19 protein-coding genes are annotated in these 21763 nt (G+C 46.6%); 3 read left to right on the top strand and 16 right to left on the bottom strand.

Annotated features, from left to right (window positions below):
• Positions 1 to 67: 67 nt before the first annotated feature.
• The 3 genes from NQ502_RS15670 to NQ502_RS15660 form a co-directional block, all read right to left on the bottom strand.
• Positions 68 to 1081: a sugar ABC transporter substrate-binding protein gene (locus NQ502_RS15670; protein ID WP_049898016.1), complete on the bottom strand. Its 1014-nt coding sequence runs from the start codon at positions 1079 to 1081 to the stop codon at positions 68 to 70.
• A 61-nt stretch (positions 1082 to 1142) separates the two neighbouring features.
• A complete protein-coding gene (locus NQ502_RS15665) occupies positions 1143 to 2141 on the bottom strand; it encodes an ABC transporter permease (RefSeq protein WP_044982940.1) in 999 nt (332 codons plus the stop codon).
• Positions 2142 to 2166: 25 nt separating this feature from the next.
• Entirely contained in the window at positions 2167 to 3660 is a 1494-nt protein-coding gene (locus NQ502_RS15660; RefSeq protein ID WP_028527452.1) for a sugar ABC transporter ATP-binding protein, read from the bottom strand.
• A 229-nt stretch (positions 3661 to 3889) separates the two neighbouring features.
• On the opposite strand from NQ502_RS15660, the gene NQ502_RS15655 reads away from it, so the two are divergent.
• A complete protein-coding gene (locus NQ502_RS15655; protein ID WP_156887898.1) occupies positions 3890 to 4054 on the top strand; it encodes a hypothetical protein in 165 nt (54 codons plus the stop codon).
• 380 nt (positions 4055 to 4434) lie between these two features.
• Here the strand turns inward: NQ502_RS15655 and NQ502_RS15650 are convergent, their stop codons facing one another.
• Entirely contained in the window at positions 4435 to 5535 is a 1101-nt protein-coding gene (locus NQ502_RS15650; protein WP_028527454.1) for a Gfo/Idh/MocA family protein, read from the bottom strand.
• A gap of 180 nt (positions 5536 to 5715) precedes the next feature.
• Here NQ502_RS15650 and NQ502_RS15645 point away from each other — a divergent pair, with 180 nt between their 5' ends.
• Positions 5716 to 6573: an AraC family transcriptional regulator gene (locus NQ502_RS15645; RefSeq protein WP_028527455.1), complete on the top strand. Its 858-nt coding sequence runs from the start codon at positions 5716 to 5718 to the stop codon at positions 6571 to 6573.
• A gap of 85 nt (positions 6574 to 6658) precedes the next feature.
• Complete coding sequence (locus NQ502_RS15640; protein ID WP_028527456.1) at positions 6659 to 7516, top strand: AraC family transcriptional regulator; 858 nt, start codon at positions 6659 to 6661, stop codon at positions 7514 to 7516.
• A 66-nt stretch (positions 7517 to 7582) separates the two neighbouring features.
• On the opposite strand, the gene NQ502_RS15635 is transcribed toward NQ502_RS15640, so the two are convergent.
• From NQ502_RS15635 to NQ502_RS15580, 12 genes are all read right to left on the bottom strand, one after another.
• Complete coding sequence (locus NQ502_RS15635; protein ID WP_028527457.1) at positions 7583 to 8620, bottom strand: sugar ABC transporter substrate-binding protein; 1038 nt, start codon at positions 8618 to 8620, stop codon at positions 7583 to 7585.
• A 64-nt stretch (positions 8621 to 8684) separates the two neighbouring features.
• Positions 8685 to 9647: an ABC transporter permease gene (locus NQ502_RS15630; protein ID WP_028527458.1), complete on the bottom strand. Its 963-nt coding sequence runs from the start codon at positions 9645 to 9647 to the stop codon at positions 8685 to 8687.
• On the bottom strand, positions 9644 to 11170 hold the full coding sequence (locus NQ502_RS15625; protein WP_028527459.1) for a sugar ABC transporter ATP-binding protein: 1527 nt from the start codon (positions 11168 to 11170) through the stop codon (positions 9644 to 9646). Before NQ502_RS15625 ends, NQ502_RS15630 begins: the two co-directional genes overlap by 4 nt.
• A 24-nt stretch (positions 11171 to 11194) precedes the next feature.
• Positions 11195 to 12292: a uroporphyrinogen decarboxylase family protein gene (locus NQ502_RS15620; protein WP_049898018.1), complete on the bottom strand. Its 1098-nt coding sequence runs from the start codon at positions 12290 to 12292 to the stop codon at positions 11195 to 11197.
• 325 nt (positions 12293 to 12617) lie between these two features.
• A complete protein-coding gene (locus tag NQ502_RS15615) occupies positions 12618 to 13772 on the bottom strand; it encodes a Gfo/Idh/MocA family protein (RefSeq protein ID WP_028527460.1) in 1155 nt (384 codons plus the stop codon).
• Between the two features lie 17 nt (positions 13773 to 13789).
• Complete coding sequence (iolG, locus tag NQ502_RS15610) at positions 13790 to 14809, bottom strand: inositol 2-dehydrogenase (protein WP_028527461.1); 1020 nt, start codon at positions 14807 to 14809, stop codon at positions 13790 to 13792.
• A 235-nt stretch (positions 14810 to 15044) separates the two neighbouring features.
• Positions 15045 to 15587 (bottom strand): rubrerythrin, encoded by a 543-nt coding sequence (gene rbr, locus NQ502_RS15605; protein WP_028527462.1) that lies wholly within the window; start codon positions 15585 to 15587, stop codon positions 15045 to 15047.
• A gap of 64 nt (positions 15588 to 15651) precedes the next feature.
• Positions 15652 to 16296 carry a flavin reductase gene (locus tag NQ502_RS15600; RefSeq protein ID WP_028527463.1) on the bottom strand — a complete coding sequence of 215 codons (645 nt, stop codon included), beginning with the start codon at positions 16294 to 16296 and terminating at the stop codon, positions 15652 to 15654.
• Between the two features lie 198 nt (positions 16297 to 16494).
• Positions 16495 to 16725 (bottom strand): acyl carrier protein, encoded by a 231-nt coding sequence (locus tag NQ502_RS15595; protein ID WP_028527464.1) that lies wholly within the window; start codon positions 16723 to 16725, stop codon positions 16495 to 16497.
• A gap of 12 nt (positions 16726 to 16737) precedes the next feature.
• Entirely contained in the window at positions 16738 to 18384 is a 1647-nt protein-coding gene (locus NQ502_RS15590) for an AMP-binding protein (RefSeq protein ID WP_049898019.1), read from the bottom strand.
• A 3-nt stretch (positions 18385 to 18387) separates the two neighbouring features.
• On the bottom strand, positions 18388 to 19878 hold the full coding sequence (locus NQ502_RS15585) for an HD domain-containing response regulator (protein ID WP_044982941.1): 1491 nt from the start codon (positions 19876 to 19878) through the stop codon (positions 18388 to 18390).
• The gene (locus tag NQ502_RS15580; protein WP_049898020.1) at positions 19865 to 21751 is read right to left on the bottom strand and encodes a histidine kinase N-terminal 7TM domain-containing protein; all 1887 of its coding nucleotides are present in this window, start codon (positions 21749 to 21751) and stop codon (positions 19865 to 19867) included. Before NQ502_RS15580 ends, NQ502_RS15585 begins: the two co-directional genes overlap by 14 nt.
• Positions 21752 to 21763 lie beyond the last annotated feature (12 nt).

Below are 21763 nucleotides of genomic sequence, written 5' to 3'. Positions count from 1 at the left end.
GTTTTCCTCCTATTTCCCAAAAGCGGGCTGCCCTCTAGCATGACATCCCGCTTTTGACCCTCGTTTATTATTTTACAAATTCAGCCACATTGTCTGAAGTAATTGTCTGGACAGGTGTCTCAATCACAGGTTCAACTTCTTTCCCGTCAAACGTATCGCAGATCGCCTGATACAGCGCCTCTGCCTGGGCATCCGGGTCCTGGCGGACAGTCATCGACATCTCACCGCTTGAGATGTAATTGAGCGCATCGTCAATCGCGTCAATCCCACAGACCATCACACCATCCAGCCGATTGGCGGCCTTCAGTGCCTCAATGGCTCCGCAGGCTCCCTGGTCATTAACCGTGACCACACAGTCGAAGTCATCATATGCCTGAATATAGTCTTCCATAATCGTCATGCCCTCTTCACGTGTATACATATATTCCTGCTGAGCGATTATTTCAACATCCCCGCCATTCTCGGCAAGACGGTCACCCAAGCCGTCTTTCAGACCATTTTCCCTGTCAATGGAAATCTGATATCCCATATTTCCGGCAAGATAGATGATTTTTGCATTTTCGGGAAGGTTTTCACGCAGCCATTCTCCCTGACAATATCCACAGTCGTAATTAGAAACGCCTACGTACACCTGATCACCGCCGGAAGCCTGCGTTGAAAATGTAAATACCGGTATTCCTGATTTGTTGGCCTGCTCAATCTGAGGCACAAGGCTTTCCTGATCATTCGGGCACAACACAAGGGCATCCACGTCCATCACAAGAAAATTGTCAACCTGCTCCACCTGTTTCTGGCTGTCATTATTGGCATCTGCCAGTACTACTTCAAATCGTCCGTCCGCCTCACATGCGGCTACAAACTTGTCCTCCAGTGTTTTTAAAAACACATCGGATGCCAGGCGGTTTGTAAAACCGATCGTGTAAGTCTCTTTCTCCTCACTGTCAGCACTGCTCTGTGAATCTTCTTTGTTCCCCGCATCATCGGAGGCTCCGCCCCCAGATGAACAACCTGTTATCACTGTACACACCATCGCAAACCCGGCAATCAATGCCATCATCTTTTTCAATTTACCTCGTTTCATATCGTTTCTCCTTTTTTCGTGTATTCTAAAAGCATTTATTGCCTTTAGTTTCGGATTTTCACTAAGCTGCCTTCTCCGTTCTGTCAGCCATCGCATTCTTGATTGCATTTGCGGAGGCACGTTTCGTCATGACATCCATCAGCACTGCCAGAAGGATGACAATGCCGGAAACGATATTCTGCCAATAACTGGTGACATTCAGAAGATTCATCAGATTATTGAGAATACCCACGATGGCAGCTCCGACAATTGTTCCTATCACATTACCGGAACCCCCGTAGATCGAAACACCGCCTACGACAACAGCTGTAATTGCATCAAATGCATACCCCACGCCTGCGGACGGCTGACCGGAAGAAAGCCGTGACATAAAGATAATCGCCGCGATGGCCGTCATGATGCCATCGTATATGTAAACTAATATAATGACTCTGTCCACATTGATGCCGGAGGCAATCGCCGCCTGTTTATTTCCGCCGACCGCCATAACCTGCCTTCCAAAGCAAGTCATATTGAGCAAAACGTAGCTTACGACCAAAACACCAAACATAATGATAACAGAGATCGGTACGAATCCTATGTACCCCTGCCCGATCACTGTAAATTTTCCCAGACCGGAAATCGGATTTCCGTTCGTCGCCAGAAGGATGGCTCCCGACGCTATCGTATCGATCGCCAGACCGACAATAAATCCAGGCATTGACAATTTCGCAACGCAAAATCCATAAAACAATCCGATCACTGCCCCCAGTGCGATTCCGACAATCACTGCCAGAAAGACGCTGCCTGTATGAATCATCACCAGACATGACGTACATCCTACACAGGCGATCAGTGAGTCATAGGCGATATTAATCTGTGCGGTGATCAACACAAAACAGGCTCCGCATCCAATCACGGTAACAACCACGATCTGCCGCAAAACATTTGTAAGGTTAGCCGGTTTCAGGAAGTTTCCCGAAAGCAAAGACGCAATCACAAATACCACGATCAGAATGGTGACAACGCCAAATTTACTGTAAAATTCCGCAAAACTAAATTTCTTTTTTGTTTTCCTCATCTTTTCGATACCTCTCTTTTTCTAATCAGGTTGCTAATTTCATAATCGCTTCCTGCGATGCCTCTTCGCGTGTAAGTTCAGCTGCTATCCGCCCTTCCCTCATGACCATAACCCGGTCACTCATACCCAGGATCTCCGGCAGCTCAGAAGATATCATGATAATTGCAATTCCTTTCTTCGCATAATCGCACATAAGCTTATGAATCTCTGCCTTGGATCCAACATCGATTCCTCTCGTCGGCTCATCCAGAATCAGGACTTTAATATCCCCCAGAAGCCATTTCGCGAGAATTGCCTTTTGCTGATTTCCTCCGGAAAGTGTCCGTATTTCCTGTTCTGGATTGGAAACCTTAATGTTGAAGGTATCAATCATATTATTGACCGCTTTTTTCTCTTCTTTTTTATTAACAATTTTTGCCTGCCTTTTAAATTGCCGGATAAAAGCCAGAGAAATATTTTCTCTCACTGATCTCACCGGAACAATCCCCTCCGCCCGGCGGTCCTCCGATGCCATTGCAATCCCGTTGGCAATGGCATCTTCCGTACTTTTTATTTTCAGCTCTCTGCCATTCAGCATAATCTCTCCGGATTCATAAGGATCCAATCCAAAAATGGCGCGCATCACTTCGGAACGTCCAGCGCCAACCAGACCTGAGAATCCCAGGATCTCTCCTGCACGGACCTTGAAATCAATATCTCTGAAGACTCCTCTGCTGGTCAGGCCTTTCACTTCCATCACAACATCACCGATCAGTACTTCTTCTTTTGGGAAAATGTTTGAGATTTTCCGTCCTACCATGAGTGATATAATATCATCCTCTTTATATTCTTCAATTGGACCGGAGCTCACCCATGACCCGTCCCGGATGATCGTAATTTCATCCGCGATCCTCCTGATTTCGTCCATTTTATGAGTAATATAAATGATCGCAACGCCTTTCTCTTTTAATCTTTGAATCTGTCTGAACAACATATTGACTTCTGTGTCTGATATTGCCGAAGTAGGTTCATCCATGATAATGACAGATGCGTTTGTACTCATTGCTTTTGCAATCTCTATCTGCTGCTGTGCCGCAATACTCATCGTCTCCAGCTTCTGGGTCGCCTTATAGGGAATTTCCAGCTCCTGAAGAAGCTGATTTGTCCTGTCATTTAATATTTTAAAATCCACAAATCCCTTTACTTTCTGCGGTTCCCGGCCCAGATAAATGTTCTCCGCAACAGTCATCTGTCTGATTGGGTTCATTTCCTGTCTGATCATGGAAATTCCCATTTGGATCGTCTCCATAATCGTCCTTTTGCCAAGCTTTTGCCCCTTATAGATGACTTCACCTTCTTCAGCAACGTAATCTCCGTTTATGACCTTCATAAGCGTTGATTTTCCGGCTCCGTTTTCTCCGGCTATCACATGGACTTTGCCCGGTCGGATTTTCAGGTTCATCCCATCCAGTGCGCGTACGCCCGGAAAGAGTTTCACGATATTCTTCATTTCGAGAATATATTCACCCGTGTATTCCATCCTTTATCTCGCCTCCTCTTTTTTATCATGTTAATTTTTTTTGACTTTTCTGTAAACTGACAAATTAAAGAAAAGGTGCATTATATTAATTTCATTGTGTATTTTATACACATTGCATGAATTCTCATTCTATATTTTGTTGATTTTAGTTAACTACTGTATTCAAGAACTGATTTCAAGTACTTTCCTGTCTATGAAAGATTATTGTCGTCTATAACGGGAGTACTCTATGAATGACTGGAAATGTTTATTTCGAGCACACATATTAGAACGCGGATGGAATTATCACGAGATGGGGGCAGTCACATCCCTGGATAAAGCAGAAGACGAATACAGGACTGTTGTCGAGGGCAGAGAGGATTATGAGGTTCAGATTATCGTTCAGGATGGGTAGGCTTCCGCGAACGGCTGTTAACTTCCCTAAATACATATTCAGTTAAATATGATTTTCTGAAAGAGGAGAAATTGTTTGAACGGCTTTTATTTGAAATAGAGAACAGCGGATCTGTATATCAGGTATGTGCAGTCTGAGGCAGCCAGTGCTTCTCAGCGAAATACCTACTATCATCTGATAAAATACCTGAAAAAGATAACAAAATACCCACAGTGGAAAGAAAAAGCACAGCAAATCGCCGCACAGTGGAAGACGGATTATAAAAGAAGAAGTGCGATGATGGATGAACTAAAAAAAGCAGGATTCTGACAGTCTTTAAAACACCTTACATGTGAATCCAATCTAGAACAGATGCATTCGCATGTAAGGTGTTTTCATTTTTACAGCAGCTCCCTCAGATAGACCGTCCGTTCCTCCCGAATAGACTTGTAGCATGCCTCCACACATGCCATGGTGACGAGATTATCCTCTACGCTGATCACGGGCTCCCTGTCTTCTTCCAACGCGCACATCAGGTCTGCCATCGTTCCCGTGAAGGCGTCCGGAAACCAGGCAGTCTTCCAGGATGGTGTCAGCCACTTATCCGGAATTCTTGTACTCGCCAACTTGAATGTACTGGGAGTGATCTCGGGAAATCTGTGCCAACCGATGGTGCCCAAAGCAATTCCCCCGGTACCCTCCACTCTCCAGTTGATATACCGCTCACTGGCACACGGCTCATCCGGTCCCGCGTACCCATCGTCAATGCTGTTGGCGATCAGACCGTTTTTGTACTGCAGGATATATTCTGAAAGGCCGTCTCTGTGCTCAAATGGAGTTCTCGGATCAGGTCTGCAGACGGCGGTCACTTTTTCAGGATCGCCGAACAGATAACGGAAGCAGTCCAGGTGATGGATCGCCAGATCCAGAATCTCAAATTTTCCATATTCTCTGAAGAAAGGCTGAACACCCGCAAGTGCCCGCAGGTCAATGGATGCAAGCACCGGATCACCCAGGTATCCCTCTTCCAGTGCATATTTCAGCGCCCGGATTGACTGATCATAGCGCATGTTCTGATTCACCGCCACTTTAATGCCCGCATTTTTACACATCCTCGAAATTTCTTTTACATCATTCAGATTGACCGCCAGGGGTTTTTGGCACAGAATCCCCCTGATATGATCCTGCTCACAGCAGAGCCGTACGATATCCTTCTGCACATGCGGAGGCAGCGCAATGTCAACGATCTCAATCTCCGTATCTGCGATCAATTCTTCGATCGTCTGATAAACATTTGGAATTTGATACCGCTCCCCAACTTTTTTTGCATTCCCATAAGTCCTCGAAGCAATTCCATATACACAGAATCCACTTTTTCTGTAAGCGCTCAGCTGGCATTCCGCCATGATAAAACCGGAACCGATGCAGCCGATTTTCATTGTTTTATTCTTCGGCAGCCTGGGGAGTGTGGCCTGTGTAAATTTTTCGCATAAGTTTTCCATGTTGTGTCCTTTCCATACTTATAAATCGATACAATAGTTTCTGTTACACTATTTTTCATATCTTCATTATAGAAGAAAGCGCATGTATATTCAATCATATTGCTGTGATATCCATCCCCCCATTACATTTTGCATTTTCTTTTTATCTGTGCTATCTTTAGATTGAGGAGGAAATTCATCATGAGAATACCAGCGCGCGGCCTGGAACCCGGAGTTCTTCCAAATTCCAGGAATTTTTTCTTCGCATCGCCACTTACCGAACAGGAATGCAATCTGTTCTATTATATTCCCTGGTGCGGTCATTTTTTCTGCACGGAAAAATATTTTCATAAACGTGATTACTTTCCTTACTGTTTATTGATGTATGTACAGCAGGGATTGTTTCATATCGAATATCGAGGAAATGTCTTTGACGCCCAGGCAGGAGACGTTATTTTACTGGATCTGACAGAACCACATTTTTATTCTGCCTATGACGGTCTGGAATTTTTGTATTTTTGCTTTAATGGTTCCAATTCCCATGAACTATGTCAATATTACCTGAAAAACGACGGACCTTTGATCCGTATCGATAAAAATTTTCTGATTCGCAACTATCTCGCTAACACGATTGCTTTTTATGATACAAACCCCTACGAAAGCATACCGGATACATCCATGCGGGTCTATAAATGTATCAACCTGCTGTTTACTCAAGAACATGAGTATTCTATTTCCAGTGATAATGCAATCGAACACGCACTCCGCCATATTCATGAAAACATTCATAAGAAATTGACACTGCAGGAGCTTGCTGGTCTGGTGCATTTAAACCCCTGCTATTTTTCACACCTGTTCAAACGAAAGACTGGTCTTTCTCCCATAGAATACGTGATCAATGTCCGCATGAATCAGGCGAAACTGATGTTGATAACAACCGATAAAGCCATCATCGACATCGCCTACGAGGTAGGATATTCCAGCGGTACCAGTTTTACCAATGTTTTCACGGACAGAATCGGCTGTTCTCCAAGACAGTTTCGAAAGCTTATGCGCTAAGCGCTTATTTATTACAATGAATTATGCTATGTTTGAGTTACATAAATAATTAATCATTATACAAGGTAGTTTAAAAGGTGATATTATGAGAATACCAGCGCGCGGCCTGGAGCCCGGAGTTCTTCCCCAGTCCAAAAACTTTTTCTTTGCCTCTCCGCTCACCGAGCAGGAATGCAGATTATTCTATTATATTCCCTGGTGCGGCCATTTTTTCTGCACGGAAAAATATTATCACAAGAGGGATCAGTATCCCTATTGCATTCTAATGTACATTCAACAGGGTTTATTTCATATTGAATACCGCGGCGTTACGTTTGATGCGCAGGCCGGGGATGTTATTTTGCTGGATTTATCAGAACCTCACTGCTATTCCGCTTACGACGGACTGGAATTTCTGTACCTGCATTTCAGCGGAGCCAACGCCCGCGAGCTATGCCAGTATTACCTGAGCAAGTCTCCGCCTTTGATCCGCTCCAAGAAAAATCAGCTGATTCGGAATTTTCTTGTGAATACGATCGCATTCTACGATATGAATAAGTATGAAAGTATCATTGATACTTCAATGCGCGTGTACAAATGTATTCAGCTGCTGTTTGCCAATGATGAGATGTATACCTCAGAAAACAACCCCTCTGTGGAAACAGCTCTCCTTTATATCCATGAACATATGACGGAAAAGCTGGCACTTCAGGATCTCGCTGACCTGCTGCATTTAAGTCCCTATTATTTCTCTCATCTGTTCAAAAAAGAAACCGGATTATCTCCGATTGAATATGTGATCAATGTTCGAATGAACCAGGCCAAACTTCTGCTGATCACGACGAACAAGTCCGTATCTGACATTGCTTTTGAAGTCGGGTATTCCAGCGGCGCCAGCTTCACCAATGTCTTTACCGATAAGATCGGCTGTTCACCAAAACAATTTCGGAAACTTATGCAATAGACATACAGAGCCGGGAATACTGGTAACGTACTCCCGGCTCTGCCGGCCTTTTTTACATTTCTGATATTATTCCAGAGTATCCACATTATCAGGAGTGATAACCTGTACTTCCGTGTATACATTCTCTTCCACTGTCTCGCCTTTCACAAGCGAGAGTGCCGTATCAAATGCCAGCGCCGCCCATTCCTGCGTAGGATAACGCAGTGTCGCACACAGCTTGCCGTCTTTAATGGCCTGTACATCATCCGCCTCGCAGTCAAAGTCATAGACATCAATTTTGTCTGCCATGCCCATATCCTCGATTGCCTGAATGGCGCCCATACCCATGGTGCTGCTGACCGCCCAGACGATGGAAATGTCCGGATTTGCCGTCAGGATATTCTGCATAACATCGTATGCCTGGTTCTTATCCCAGTCCGCCGGCTGTGATGCCACAACTTCAAATTCATCCGTCAGAGCCGACTTAAACCCTTCCACACGTTCCGTAGATGCCACAATTCCAGACATTCCCTCGATGATAGCGACTTTGCCCGGTTCGGAATTCTCAACACAGTATTCGCCCACCTGCTTTGCTGCCTCCGTGGAGTTCAGTCCTACGTAAGAATCAATATGTCCGCCCAGCGCTTCCAGGTCATCCATATCAACCGTATCATTGAACAATACAACCGGTATTCCCGCATCGTTCGCTTTCTTAATGGAAGAGTTCAGCGCTGCATTGTCGGAACAGTCGATAATGATTGCATCCACGCCCTTGATAATACTGTCTTCCATCAGCTGTACTTCTCCCTCGATATCAGCCTGACCACCGGCGGGTGCCAGATAGTTGATATTCACGCCGAGTTCCTCTGCTCTCGCTTCTGCTCCTTCTTTGGCATCCGTAAAGAACTGGTTTTCCAGAGACTTTACGATAAAAGCGATCGTGATATCACCGTCATCTTTTGCCGCTGCTTTTTCTCCTGCCGCATCATCGCTGCTGCCTGCGTCGGTGCTTTTGGTGTCAGCGTCCGCCTTGCCGCCGGAAGTCTCACCCGACTCTTGGCCCCCGCATCCGGCCATTGATACCAGCATCCCCATTGCCAACAAAACCGCCAATACTTTTTTCATCCTTTTCTCCTTTCATTTCACTCTCACTTTTTTCTATCACTAACGGTCTTCATCCGTTACATGATCACTGTTTTCTCTTACTTCCGATCGCCTTGTTCTTAAACGTGTCAACCAGTACCGCCACGATCACGATGATGCCGGTCACCACCTGCTGCAGATATGATGAGACGTTTAACAGGTTTAATCCGTTTTTAATGACGCCGATGATCATGGCGCCCATCAATGTCCCCCAGATGCTTCCCACACCGCCGGTGAGACTGATGCCTCCAATAACACTGGATGCGACGGCGTCGAGCTCATATCCTTCCCCCGCTGTCGGAACTGCAGAGTTCAGTTTTGCCGTCATGACAATGGCAGCAATCGCAGCTGTGACACCCGACAATACATATGCCAGTATCTTATAACGATCCACATTGACACCGGACAGTCTTGTCGCCTCCTCATTTCCGCCGATGGAATAGATGAATCTTCCAAACTTCCGATACCGCAGCAGATAGAAAACCAATATGTACAGGCCGATCATCAGCACGATCTGAATCGGTATCGTTGTACCGGGAACTGTGGCAACGCCTATGCTCCTGAAAAACGGCTTGAATCCGCTGACGGTTCTGCCCTGTGCGATCGTCAGGTCAAGGCCTCTGGCCACCTGCATAATTCCCAGAGTTGCAATCATCGGCTGAAGCTTGCATTTTGCGATCAGAAAACCGTTGACCGCTCCGCACACTGCACCGATTAAAATTCCGGCAGCGATCGCAAGTCCTGAATTCATATTTCCTTCCACCATCATCTTCGCCATCACGATGCCGGACAGTGCAATAATAGAACCGACCGACAGGTCAATGCCTCCTGTCAGGATGACCACGGTCATACCAATGGCGACGATCGCATTTACCGTTACCTGCTGCATCACGTTGATGAGATTCGCCGACTTTAAAAACGCGGGCGACAGAATGGACAGTACAATCAGCAGCACGAGCAGTACGATGAATGTCGCGATATTATTCATGTTGACTTTGAACTTCTTCATTTCGTTTCTCCCTCCTTCATGCCGGCAGCAGAGCCCGTCGCATATTTGATGATGTCTTCTTCCGTCACCCCGCGTATCTCCTCCGTTCCAATACAGCCGGTGATCTTTCCTTCATGCATCACATAGAGACGGTCGCTGATGCCCATACATTCGGTCAGCTCCGATGACACCATGATCACTGCCTTGCCCTCCTGTTTTAAAGCGTTCATGATCTTATAGATCTCCACCTTGGATCCGACATCGATCCCTCTTGTCGGCTCATCAAATATGATAACGGAGGACTCTGAATTCAGCCATTTTGCGATGACTACCTTCTGCTGATTGCCGCCGCTTAAGTTTTTTACCACCTGCCTGAGGGAAGGCGTCTTTACATTGACACGCTCCACCAGCTCCTGATTATTCTTTATCTCCCGTTTCCGGCTGATTCCGAACCCATTCATGATCTTCGGCAGGTTGGTGATCGAGATATTGGCATTTAAATCGAAATCGAGGATCAGCCCCTGGTGCTTCCTGTCTTCTGTGAGAAGCGCGATCCCGCAGCTCTTTGCCTGTCTGCAGCTGTGTATCCTTCTTTGCTGTCCGTCAACGTAGATCTCCCCGCTGTCGATGGGGTCTGCTCCGAATACCGCACGCATAAGCTCCGTCCGGCCAGCTCCCATCAGACCATAGAATCCGGTGATCTCTCCGGCTCTTGCGTAAAACGACAGGTCCTTTAACACAGTTCCCTGACTGACTGACTTTACTTCCAGGCGTTTTTCACCGGGCGCCATATCGATTCTGGGATAATAATCCTGAAGTTCACGCCCGACCATCAACGCAATGATTTCCTCAATCGAAGTCTCTTCCCTCTTTTTCGTAGTGATATATTTTCCGTCACGGAATACGGTGATCCTGTCACTGATCTTCATGATTTCTTCCATCCTGTGTGAAATATAGACGATCGCCACATCTTTTTTCTTCAGTCCGTCTATGATCGCAAACAGATTGTCAACCTCTTTTTCTGTCAGCGCAGAAGTCGGTTCATCCATGATAATGATGTCAGACTCAAAAGACAACGCCTTTGCGATCTCTACCATCTGCATCTGTCCAACACTCAATGTGCTGACAAGTGCTTTTTCCGAAATGTCCGCACCTATGGAATCCAGAAGGCCTCTCGCCTCCCTCATCATCCTTTTCCAGTCCACGTTTCCCGCTTTCGTAACCGGGCGCTGTGACATGAAAATATTTTCAGCCACCGACAGGTTCCCGAGAAGGTTCATTTCCTGGAAGATCATGCTGATTCCCCGCTTTTTCTGTTCCTGAATATCACAGCATGTAATTTTCTCTCCCTTGTAGACGACCTTGCCGGAATAGTCGGTATTGATGCCGGCAAGGATTTTCATGATGGTTGATTTCCCGGCTCCATTTTCCCCCAGCAGAACGTGCACTTCTCCCCGGTCCAGATCAAACCGTGCATGATCCAGCGCCAATACTCCGGGAAACTGGATGGAGATATCTTCCATTTCCAAAATACGTTTCTGCATTCCACTCTCATCTCCTTTTTTGGTCTATGCCTCTCCTCTTGCTTCTTTTACCGCTTTCATAAAGGCCAGTACATTTTCCACCGGCACATTATTCATGACCTCCTGCGACGGCGCAATGATCAGACCGCCGTCTTTTCCCAGGATATCGATCGTCCGGAGTGTTTCATGATACACATTTTCCGCGGTATCAAACGTCAGAAGCTGCTGCGTATCCACACCCCCGTAGAACGTCAGGTCTTTGCCAAACTCATTTTTCAGGTACCGGATATCCATACAGGTCTGTACCGGCTCCAGCACATCCAGCCCCGCATCGATCAGATGCGGAATAAACGGTGTGATCTTACCGCAGGAATGCATCTGTACCGGAAGCCCCGCATCCTTGAATACGCGGAAGACTTTCCGTATCCTCGGCAGGAAGTAATTGACAAACATCTCCTCCGACACGAAGGTACTGATCTGGGTACCCAGGTCATCGCCGTAATGTCCAATCGGGAAGCCGCGCTTCACTGTCTCTCTGGCGATCTCTACTTTATATTCGCAGATCACATCCATCAGATAACACGCTTTCTCCGGTTCCACTGCCAGCAGATACATGAACTGCTCGATCTCCGTCAGCTGATACGCCTTCTCCCAGATTCCGTTGTAACCGCTTAGTTCTACCAGAAAATCATCGCCGTATTTCTTTAAATCCTCCTCGGCGATTGAAAACAACATATCCATATCTGAAATGTCAGGAGCCCTGTAATCATAAATCAGCGCGTCATCGTCGTCGCATCCCTGCAGCGGATGACAGTAATTAAAATAGCCTCCGTCATTGACGTTGTACTGCATTCCCCAGAGGTCATAGATCATGCCCTCCTCGCCCGGCACATCCAGATAACGCCCGGCATCCCTGGCCGCTTTCATCCTGTGTGGATCCAGTTTATCGATCTGAACGATATCATCCAGCACTCCCGTGAATTTGATATGGTTGCCCAGAAACACATCCACTTCCTCCTCTGTCAGTCCCAGATATCCGGCAACCTCCATTTTTTTTGCTCTGGATGCAAAGGTACACTGGCTCGGCAGATACGTTGTGTTCTTTTTGCTGATGACATCCAGTACCAGCTGTGATCTTGTCATGTTATGATCTCCTTTCACACTTTTTCATATTAATTGCTGTGTCATGCACGCTAAGTTTTCCAAATATTTTATTAATTTTTAGTATTTTTATAAATATTTGGTCTCTTATTTTATTTTTTTACATTTTATCATTCATTGCGCAAAAATGACCATACACATTTTTGCTTTAAACTTCATCTATATTGCTGTGTTCATATTACTTTGTAGGCGGTATGCCACAGAGAATATCATTGACGAGGTTTCACGGTGACACAGCAATGCGAAACGCCGCCACACTCCTTGACAGGAGTATGACGGCGTTTCGCATTTCATTGCTTTCTGTTATTTAGTTGTCATCTTCGTCCTGGACCTCTACCCACACATTTCCGTTTCTATTACTCTCGACGCAGGCTTTCACAAACCGAAGCCCTTTCACACCATCCTCTACCGTCGGATACGTATAAGTTTCCGGTTCACGCTCTTCAAGGCGTGCCATCAGATGCTCACAGAACGCATGGTACAGATTTCCGAACGCCTCAAAATACCCTTCCGGATGTCCTGCAGGGATCCGGCTGATTCGCTGGCTCTCAGGATACATGTAGTCCCTGTTCGCCGACATGATCTGGGTCGGCTGATTCACCTTCGTATATTTCAGGATTCCCGGTGCTTCATGACACCACTCCAGCGAACCTTTCGTTCCGAACACACGGATCTTAACGCCGCATTCGTAGCCGATGGCTATCTGGGAGGCCCAGAGTGTTCCGGTGATCTGATCTCCGAAATCCAGCATGATCGTGGTATTCGTCTCCAGCGGAAGATCTCTCGGATACGTGTCAAATCGTGCCAGCACCCGTTTTATTTCCAGACCTGTCATCTGGACGATCAGCTGCTCCAGATGTGTCCCGATATCCGCCGTACACAGGGACTCCCCCGCGATCTCGGGATCCAGGCGCCACATTGCCTGATCGGAACTGTCACTGTTAACCGCAGAGATCAGCCAGTCCTGCGGATACTCCGTCACAACGTGAAGGATGTCTCCGATCTCACCATGCTTAATCATCTCTCTCGCCTGGCGGATCACCGCATACGCCGTATATGTATAGGTCAGGCCAAAGAGCATGTTGCGCTCTTTCGCAATCTTCTCAAGCTCGATTCCCTGCTCCAGGTTAAACGCCAGCGGCTTATCACACATCACATGGATCCCGTGTTCCATAAAGCACTTTGCGATCTCATAATGGCTGACATTCGGTGTCGTGATCGCCACAAACTGAATGCCGTCCTCGCGTTTCGATTCGGACTCGGCCATCTCTCTGTAATCTTTATAGATTCTGTTCTCATCATAAATGTGCCATTTTCTTCCCGTTGCCAGGTTCTTTTCCGGGTTTCTGGAAAAACAGCCGCATTTGAGCACTGCCATATCATCCATCAGCGCCCCGTGCCGATGCACATCTCCTATAAAAGCTCCAATTGCGCCTCCAACAATACCAAATCTAAGTTCCATTCCTCTTCTCCTCTCCGCTACACTGTAACTTTCTCAACCTTTTCCAATTTTCCGCTTTTTGCAGATTTCGCCGCCGCCTCCGCGATCAGCACGGACTGCAGTCCGTCGATTCCGGACACTGCGGGCTGCCTGCGCTCCAGAACCGCCTGCACAAATTCGCGAAGCTCTGTAAAATAAGCTCCCTCATACCGCTCGATAAAATGCCACGGCAGCTTGTCCCCGCAGTAACCGTCATTGTGATAATAAACGACGTTAGACTCCGGTTCGTTGCTGTCCATCAGGCATCCCTTTGATCCCAGTATCTCTATGCGCTGGTCATGTCCGAAACCGGAGCGCCTGCTGTTGTCGATCACCCCGATCGCACCGTTTTCAAATTTCAGGGTCACGACGGCACTGTCAACATCTCCGAATTCCTCAATTTCCGGATTACAGAGGGCGGCTCCTGCGGCAAAGACTTCTGTCACCTCACTGCCCACGACAAAGCGCGCCATGTCAAAATCGTGAATCATCATATCCACATAGATTCCGCCGGAATCCCTGATATAATTCATCGGAGGCAGGTCTGGATCACGCGACGTGATCTTAAGCATCTCCACGTCTCCGATCCTGCCTTCCGCAACCATTCGCTGAAGCTTACCGTGATTTCTGTCAAACCGCCGCATAAACCCCACCTGAAGAATCACACCTGCATCCCGGACTGTACGAAGTGCTTCCAGAATGCGTTCCACATTGTGATCGATCGGTTTTTCACAGAAGATATCTTTCCCGGCTTTTGCTGCACGGATGATAAAATCTGAATGTGTCTCAGTAATAGAGCAGATCACCACTGCGTCAATATCCGGATCTGCAAACACATCTTCCGGATCCTTTGAGCACTTCGGCACCCCAATCTCTTTCATCTCCTGCTCCAGGCCTTCCGTCAGAAATGGATCAACCCCCACGACCACTTCAAACTCTTTCATTGTCAGGATATTTCTCGCATGCATCTTTCCAATGCGGCCCAGTCCCAGGATACCTACGCGTATCTTTTTTGCCATTTTAGCCCTCCTGTCATCATATTCGTTTTTGCTGTTGTGAGTATAGATACTGCACAACCTAACTATACCTGTATTTCCTGGCAATGTAAATAATCATTCTTTCTCATTTTTTTATCATTCTTGCTTATTATTTTAGGCGCTGCATCTGTCTGTTTTCAGACAAAAAAAGACCATATGCAAAAAATCCAGCCAGCATATGGTCTTACACGTTTACATCTATATATTTCAGTACGGATTAATAATTCTCGGCTCTCAACTGGAAATAAGCCTTAGGATGAGCACATACCGGACAGACTTCCGGCGCTTCTTTTCCAAAATGGATATGTCCGCAGTTTGAGCAGTGCCACATCATATCGCCGTCTCTTGAGAAGACAATGCCCCCGTCAATATTGGCGAGAAGTTTACGGTATCTCTCCTCATGCTCTTTTTCAACTGCAGCTACGCCTTCAAACAGTGCAGCGATCTGGTCGAATCCCTCTTCTTTTGCCTCTTTGGCAAATGTCGCATACATATCAGTCCATTCGTAGTTTTCTCCTGCAGCCGCATCCTTCAAATTCTCTGTTGTTGGTCCGACTTTACCGCCATGAAGCAGCTTAAACCAGATTTTTGCGTGCTCTTTTTCATTATTTGCGGTTTCTTCGAAGATTGATGCAATCTGTACATAACCGTCCTTTTTAGCCTGTGACGCATAGTATCTGTACTTGTTGGTCGCCTGTGATTCTCCTGCAAATGCCGTCTGCAGATTTGCCTCTGTTTTGCTTCCTTTTAATTCAGCCATAATATGTAATACTCCTTTCATATGTTAAAATCTGCTGGTGCGGGTTGAAAACCGCACCAGCTGTTTATGTTACCTTTTTAAATTTATCCGCCCCGACTTTACATACCGGACAAATATAATCATCCGGCAGGCTTTCGCCCTCATAGATATAACCGCACACTTCACAGACATATCTGGATACCTGTTTATCTTCGGACTCCTGCTCGTTTTCCTGCAGATAAGTCGGTGCATTCTTCGGACTCTTTCCTTTGATCACATTGTGGTAATATGCATAGGACATCGCCTTGCGTCCCTCTCCCAGCGTATCCGCATCCACTACTTCTCCAAGAAAAACCGTGTGGGTTGAAGTCTCCATCCTGTCAATCACTTTGCAGACAACATAACCGCAGGAATCTGAAACAACGGGAGCGCCTTCTTTCATTTCATACGAAATATCCTGAAACTTGTCAGTATCCCTGCCGGAATGAAATCCGAATGTTCCGATAATAGACGGTTCTGAATCCTCCGCCAGAATTGAAAAAGAAAAAACACCGCTTTTTTCTATGCACTGCTGTGAATAGTTGTCATGATTCATGCTGACAGCAACCGTCGCCGGAGACGCTGTGATCTGCATCACGCTGTTGGCAATACATCCTGTGGGACGTTCCCCATCCATTGTTCCAACGACGTAAACACCATAGGACATATCCCTGAAAATATTAGTATTCAATTTTATTTCTCCTCTTTTTTAACACTTCTTAGATTTTCAACCTTAGATTTCCGACATCCATAGTATACCATTTTATTCCACTTAACGCAATGTCTTTTTCTTATCTTTCCACAGTTCTTGAAATTTATGCGATATTCTTATAACAAAAATGAGCCGTACCGTCCTGTGGCACACCCACGGACGGTACAGCCCTTCCGATCAGATTTCGGTGAGACCGCGACGCTGCATATACGCGATCACATCTTTCACCTGATGCAGCTGCCAGACATCTCTGTTTGGGATCTCTGTGTCGAAATAATCCTCAAACGCACAGACGATATTCATAATGTCAAAAGAATTCAGTCCCAAATCCTGCACGAAATCGGTATCATATGTAAGTTTGTCCTTTCCCGTCACCTGAAACACAATATTCCTTATAAATTCCAGCATCTTTTTCACTCCTTAAACCAGATGCCTCTTGATTTTCTGAGATGCAGTTTTCGAAAATTCCTGTTCACGGATATTTACCATCTGTATCTGCTGATAAAGAGGAAGCTTGGCATTGATTTTATTGATTTCATCCTGAAGCTGTTCCAGTATTTCATACGATGACATACCCTCCGACCTGCCCGGTTCCGGATAGATACTGGCTGCCAGCTTCACATCATCCGCCGAGGCACCGCTGACGGCACCATAGACGAGCACGTCTTTTACCAGAGGAATATTTCCGATTTTCTCCTCCAGTTTCTCAGGAGATACTTTCTTTCCATTTTTAAAAACTACCAGATTCTTCTTACGGCCTGTAATATAGAGAAATCCCTCTTTGTCGAGATAGCCCATATCCCCCGTTTTGAACCATTCTCCTTCCATGACCTCATCCGTAAGTTCCTTCGATTTGTAATAGCCGTTCATAACGCCCACTCCACGGACCCAGATCTCCTCATCCACGGTCTTTACCTCTGTCTCCGGAAGGACGTAACCGACCGAATCCAGCTGACATGAGTAATTGCTGTTGACTGATACCAGCGGTGAACACTCTGTGATCCCGTATCCCTGCAGGACCGTGACACCGAGGAGCTGAAATTCTTCCGCTATCTCTTTACTCAGATGGGCTCCTCCGCAGATGATAATGTGCAGGCTTCCCACACACTTTTCACGTATTTCATCCAGGATCTTATTCTGCTTCGTGATACCAAGTTTTCTGCAGATGCTCTGTATTTTCATCAGTTTCTTCAGTCCTTTTGCTTTCCCTTCTTTTTCCGCATTCAGCCAGAGCTGGTTGTGGATAGCCTCCACCATAAGGGGTACGGTCAGCATGGAGTCGGGCCGCGCAAGATGAAGATCCCGCATTGCAGTCCTCAGATTTCCGTTGATAAACAGGTGCGCTCCGCGCACCAACGTTGCCAGCACCGCACACGTCATCCCATACGTATGATAAAACGGAAGGGAAGTAAAGACACGTTCTTCCGCCGATACATAGACACTCGATGAGCTTGCATTGTGAAGAAGCGCCTGATGACTGAGCATCACCGGTTTCGATATGCTGGTCGTTCCCGATGTGAACACGATCGCTGCTGTCTGGCGGGGCGTGATAGAGGCGTACTTTCCCTCCGGAAGTTTCATCCCTTCCTGACATAGCTCCTGCACATGTTCCGTCTGGCCGCTGCTCTTATCACTGAGAAGTACATAGAGTCTGATTATAGATTTTTCCTTCGGCATTGCCCTGCAGATCGGCATACACGGCTCTGATGCAAAAACGGCTTCAATATCCGCCATCTCAAGCATTTGCCAGATGCTCTCATCGGACTGCTCGGCATCAATGCATACGGCGGTTCCGCCGCACGATGCAACCGCCAGATAAGTCACGATCCAGCTGTAGTTGTTTTCTCCGACAATCGCTATATGACTGCCGGCAAATCCTCTGGCACACAACACGTTACGTAGCGCCGTCACATCCCGGGTAAGCTCTCTGAAGGTCTTATTTTTTTCCTCCTGTTTCCTGGTAAACCACGTGACAGCCGGAAGATCGCTGAAGTTCTCCGCTATACCGGTTATAAATGCATCAAAAGTATCATAATACGTTCTCTCATTTAATGGGAATTTTTTCATATTCTATAACCTCTCCTCCTTCACTGCATACATGTCGCAGAACCTGTCCTGTCCGCACTCCTCGCACAGCTGTAAAAACGCTTCCACCACCTCCGGCGCAAACTGTGTTCCGCTGCCATTTTTCAATTCCTCTATCGCCTGTCCCAGTGTCATATTACTCCGGTACTGACGATTGGAAGTCATGGCGTCGAATGAATCAGCCACAGCGATAATCTTCGATTCAGCCGGGATCTCATCTCCTTTCAGTCCATCGGGATATCCCTTTCCGTCGATGCGCTCATGATGTGCATGCACGATGGGAACGATATCAGAAAACAGCGTGATAGCGGCAAGGATCTTAGCTCCCTTATCAGAATGTTTTTTGATATCCGCATACTCTTCAAAAGTGAGCTTTTCCGGCTTCAGCAAAATACGGTCAGAAATCCCAACCTTTCCAATGTCATGGAACAGCCCCGCCAGCTTAACCCGTTCAATGAATTTCTTATCTTTTCCCATCTGCCGTGCAAGCGCCTCTGCCAGGCAGGATACCCGGTCTGAATGACCCCTTGTATAGATGTCCCGCTCATCAACGATCGTACGCATCGCACCGATAATCTCCATATAGCTCTCATTCAGCTGCGCATACGCCCTCGTCAGTTCCTGATTCTGTTCACTGACAAGCAAGTGTAGCTGATTGTTATGAAGAGCAGAAGAAATCTGTCTTGCAAATATTTCCATCAGCTGCACCTGCACATATTCTGTTTTATTTTTAAGACCAATGCCCAGAATGCCAATCGCCTGATGTCTCTCATTCTCAATCGCTGCGAGAAGATAATTTCCCTTCTGCTCTGTGAGTCTTTCACCAAACTCAACATCCCGGATAATTTCCGCGATCTCGGCATCTGAGATTGTCCCAGTCGTTTTCTGTATGTTTGCCTCCATGAATTTGTACGGCATCTCATTTAAAACAATAAAACTGCTCTCCGCCTTGAAGATCCGCATCGCTGCTTCCAGAATACTGCCGCACACAGACTGCGTGGCATCCAGATCATAAATCTGAGGAAGTACATCCATCATCAGTGAGAGCCCGTTTTTATAGTTCTGTATCGTTCTCATCTGCAAAATGGATTTAACGCAGGACTCCACAAGAAGCTCCAGCTGGTCGAACCGGTCACTTTTTTCATAATATCCCTGAATTTCAAGTTCACGGATCGTCTTAAGCGGCGGCGCCATACTTTTGTGCCCTGTCAGAAGAATAATGTAAATATCCCGGTTAAACGACCGTATCTGTTCCACAACCTGGTCACCGCATACAGGTGACATCAGAAAATCCAAAAGGAGAATATCATACTTCCCGTTTTTCACCCTTTCGATCGCACGGTACGGATCATTTTCCACATCCACATCATACCCTGAGCGCTGGAAATAAGCCTGCAGAGTGGATGTCATGATCGCATCATCATCCAGCGTTAAAATTGAAATGTTTTTGTGTACGGTGTCCCTACTGCGTCTCATGTCTCATGCCCCCTTTTGTATCCTTAACATCGCTGTCTTCCTTCATTTCAAACGGTATGGTAAAACCTACGACTGCTCCGCCTTCCGGATTATCTTCTACCCAGACGGAACCTCCAAACTTCCCGCGAACCACCGCATCAGATATATATAAACCAAGTCCAGTCCCATGGGCCCCTTTGCTTGTCACCATCTCCTTAAACAGCCGTCTTCTGATACCTGACGCAAAGCCGGGTCCGGTATCCTTTACAAAAACCTTCAGCAGCTCTTTGTCTGCCTCCACTCCAATCGTAATATCACCGCCGCCGACCTGTTTCTGTGCATACACAGCATTGGACAACAGATTATTCAGAACCTGTACCAGGTTGTTGATATCTCCGCGAATCAAATATGCACGGTCACTGTTCTCGAACACAACCCGGCAGCTGCTGGAGGTCAGCTCATGCCGCATCAGCAGCATGCTTCTTTTGATCAGGTCTTCCGTCGTAAACGAAGCCTCCTCAGATGTATTGACACTGGCCGCCTGCCCTTTAATCGCTGTTATGATATCAGACATATACGAGGAAGATTCTCTCATTTTGTCAAACCATTCTGACATTTCCCCGTAAATCTCCCTGTAGTCCTCCTCAGTTACCCCCGGATCATCCAGGCTCTCCAAACATTCCTCCACCAGTGTTTCCACCGCCGATATACACCCTGAGATACTCATGATCGGAGTCTTAAGGTTATGTGCCAGACCCCCGATCATCTGTCCCAGAGAAGCCAGCCGTTCCTGTTCCATCATCCTCGCCTGGCTGTCCTGTACCTGCTGCATGCTCTTTTTCAGCTGTGTAACATCTTTAAAAATGGCGACAAACCCAGACAGTTTTTCCTTGATATACAGCGCTGTCACGTCCACAACATAATAGATCTTATGCACTCCCGAATCACGTTTCACTGTCATCGCCTGTTCATAGGAGATATTGGAACCGCCGTTCCTGCACGATTCGATGGCTGTCATCAGATTATAAATGGCCGTCTTCTTAAAAACATCTTCTTCTTTCACGCAGTCTCTCAGATAGCTGTTTTCAACGATCCCGTAACGCGAAGCCAGAATGCGTTCAAACGGCTGGTTATAACTGATGACCACGCCCTTATCACTCAGCACGAGATAACAGTCAGATATCCAGTCGAGTACTCTCTGTGCAGCAATTGGTTTAATGTCCAGTATATGAAGCTGGTATATGGCAATCCCGTTCAGCATGATGGTCGGTATAAAACTGAGCGGAGTCGCGGCAATCGACATGTTTGATGTTGTCGTGGCCAGAATGCTCACGAGCAGCGGACATGCGCATCCGCATGAGAACATCAGACACTGCATCAGGTACAGTCTGCTGCGGTTGCGGAATGCAAAACTGATCATAAATACCAGAGAGACAACCTGACACATCCAGCTGTAAAGTCCTGTGACCACAATATACGGTCCGAAGATGATCTCACTGCGTATCACGGAAAACACCTGATACTGCAGGTGGTGGAGAGGATTGGTACACACGATAATGCTGGTGAGCGTCGGTACAGCAAACAGCCACCATGCACGCCGGGGCATCTGTTCCCACCCTTTTACAAAGATCAATGCAATACACAGACAGAACACAGGCATGAAAGCCCCCATGATATTCGTCCATGCATCCCAGAAGATAAGCGCCGGTTTATTATCCGGGGCTGTCATCTTCATGCCGATCAGTGCGATCACACACAATCCGTAAGAACCTGCCAGCATCAGATAAAACTTATGGATCAGCTGAAGATTTCTTACCTGATAACTCCATATGAAGAATATGATAATGGCTATCAGAGCCGTTATGAAAATTGTCGCTGAAAAATCTGATATCATGTTCCTGACCCC

It is taken from the genome of Ruminococcus gauvreauii (assembly GCF_025151995.1).
GTDB classification, from domain to species: domain Bacteria; phylum Bacillota; class Clostridia; order Lachnospirales; family Lachnospiraceae; genus Ruminococcus_G; species Ruminococcus_G gauvreauii.
Note: the sequence above shows the minus strand (reverse complement) of the source record. Positions and strands in the feature narration are given on the sequence as shown.

Bases quoted from the DNA above. Each gene is read 5' to 3' on its own strand.
- NQ502_RS15670 (WP_049898016.1), bottom strand. From the start codon at position 1,081: ATGAAACGAGGTAAATTGAAAAAGATGATGGCATTGATTGCCGGGTTT.
- NQ502_RS15665 (WP_044982940.1), bottom strand. From the start codon at position 2,141: ATGAGGAAAACAAAAAAGAAATTTAGTTTTGCGGAATTTTACAGTAAA.
- NQ502_RS15660 (WP_028527452.1), bottom strand. From the start codon at position 3,660: ATGGAATACACGGGTGAATATATTCTCGAAATGAAGAATATCGTGAAA.
- NQ502_RS15655 (WP_156887898.1), top strand. From the start codon at position 3,890: ATGAATGACTGGAAATGTTTATTTCGAGCACACATATTAGAACGCGGA.
- NQ502_RS15650 (WP_028527454.1), bottom strand. From the start codon at position 5,535: ATGGAAAACTTATGCGAAAAATTTACACAGGCCACACTCCCCAGGCTG.
- NQ502_RS15645 (WP_028527455.1), top strand. From the start codon at position 5,716: ATGAGAATACCAGCGCGCGGCCTGGAACCCGGAGTTCTTCCAAATTCC.
- NQ502_RS15640 (WP_028527456.1), top strand. From the start codon at position 6,659: ATGAGAATACCAGCGCGCGGCCTGGAGCCCGGAGTTCTTCCCCAGTCC.
- NQ502_RS15635 (WP_028527457.1), bottom strand. From the start codon at position 8,620: ATGAAAAAAGTATTGGCGGTTTTGTTGGCAATGGGGATGCTGGTATCA.
- NQ502_RS15630 (WP_028527458.1), bottom strand. From the start codon at position 9,647: ATGAAGAAGTTCAAAGTCAACATGAATAATATCGCGACATTCATCGTA.
- NQ502_RS15625 (WP_028527459.1), bottom strand. From the start codon at position 11,170: ATGCAGAAACGTATTTTGGAAATGGAAGATATCTCCATCCAGTTTCCC.
- NQ502_RS15620 (WP_049898018.1), bottom strand. From the start codon at position 12,292: ATGACAAGATCACAGCTGGTACTGGATGTCATCAGCAAAAAGAACACA.
- NQ502_RS15615 (WP_028527460.1), bottom strand. From the start codon at position 13,772: ATGGAACTTAGATTTGGTATTGTTGGAGGCGCAATTGGAGCTTTTATA.
- iolG (WP_028527461.1), bottom strand. From the start codon at position 14,809: ATGGCAAAAAAGATACGCGTAGGTATCCTGGGACTGGGCCGCATTGGA.
- rbr (WP_028527462.1), bottom strand. From the start codon at position 15,587: ATGGCTGAATTAAAAGGAAGCAAAACAGAGGCAAATCTGCAGACGGCA.
- NQ502_RS15595 (WP_028527464.1), bottom strand. From the start codon at position 16,725: ATGCTGGAATTTATAAGGAATATTGTGTTTCAGGTGACGGGAAAGGAC.
- NQ502_RS15590 (WP_049898019.1), bottom strand. From the start codon at position 18,384: ATGAAAAAATTCCCATTAAATGAGAGAACGTATTATGATACTTTTGAT.
- NQ502_RS15585 (WP_044982941.1), bottom strand. From the start codon at position 19,878: ATGAGACGCAGTAGGGACACCGTACACAAAAACATTTCAATTTTAACG.
- NQ502_RS15580 (WP_049898020.1), bottom strand. From the start codon at position 21,751: ATGATATCAGATTTTTCAGCGACAATTTTCATAACGGCTCTGATAGCC.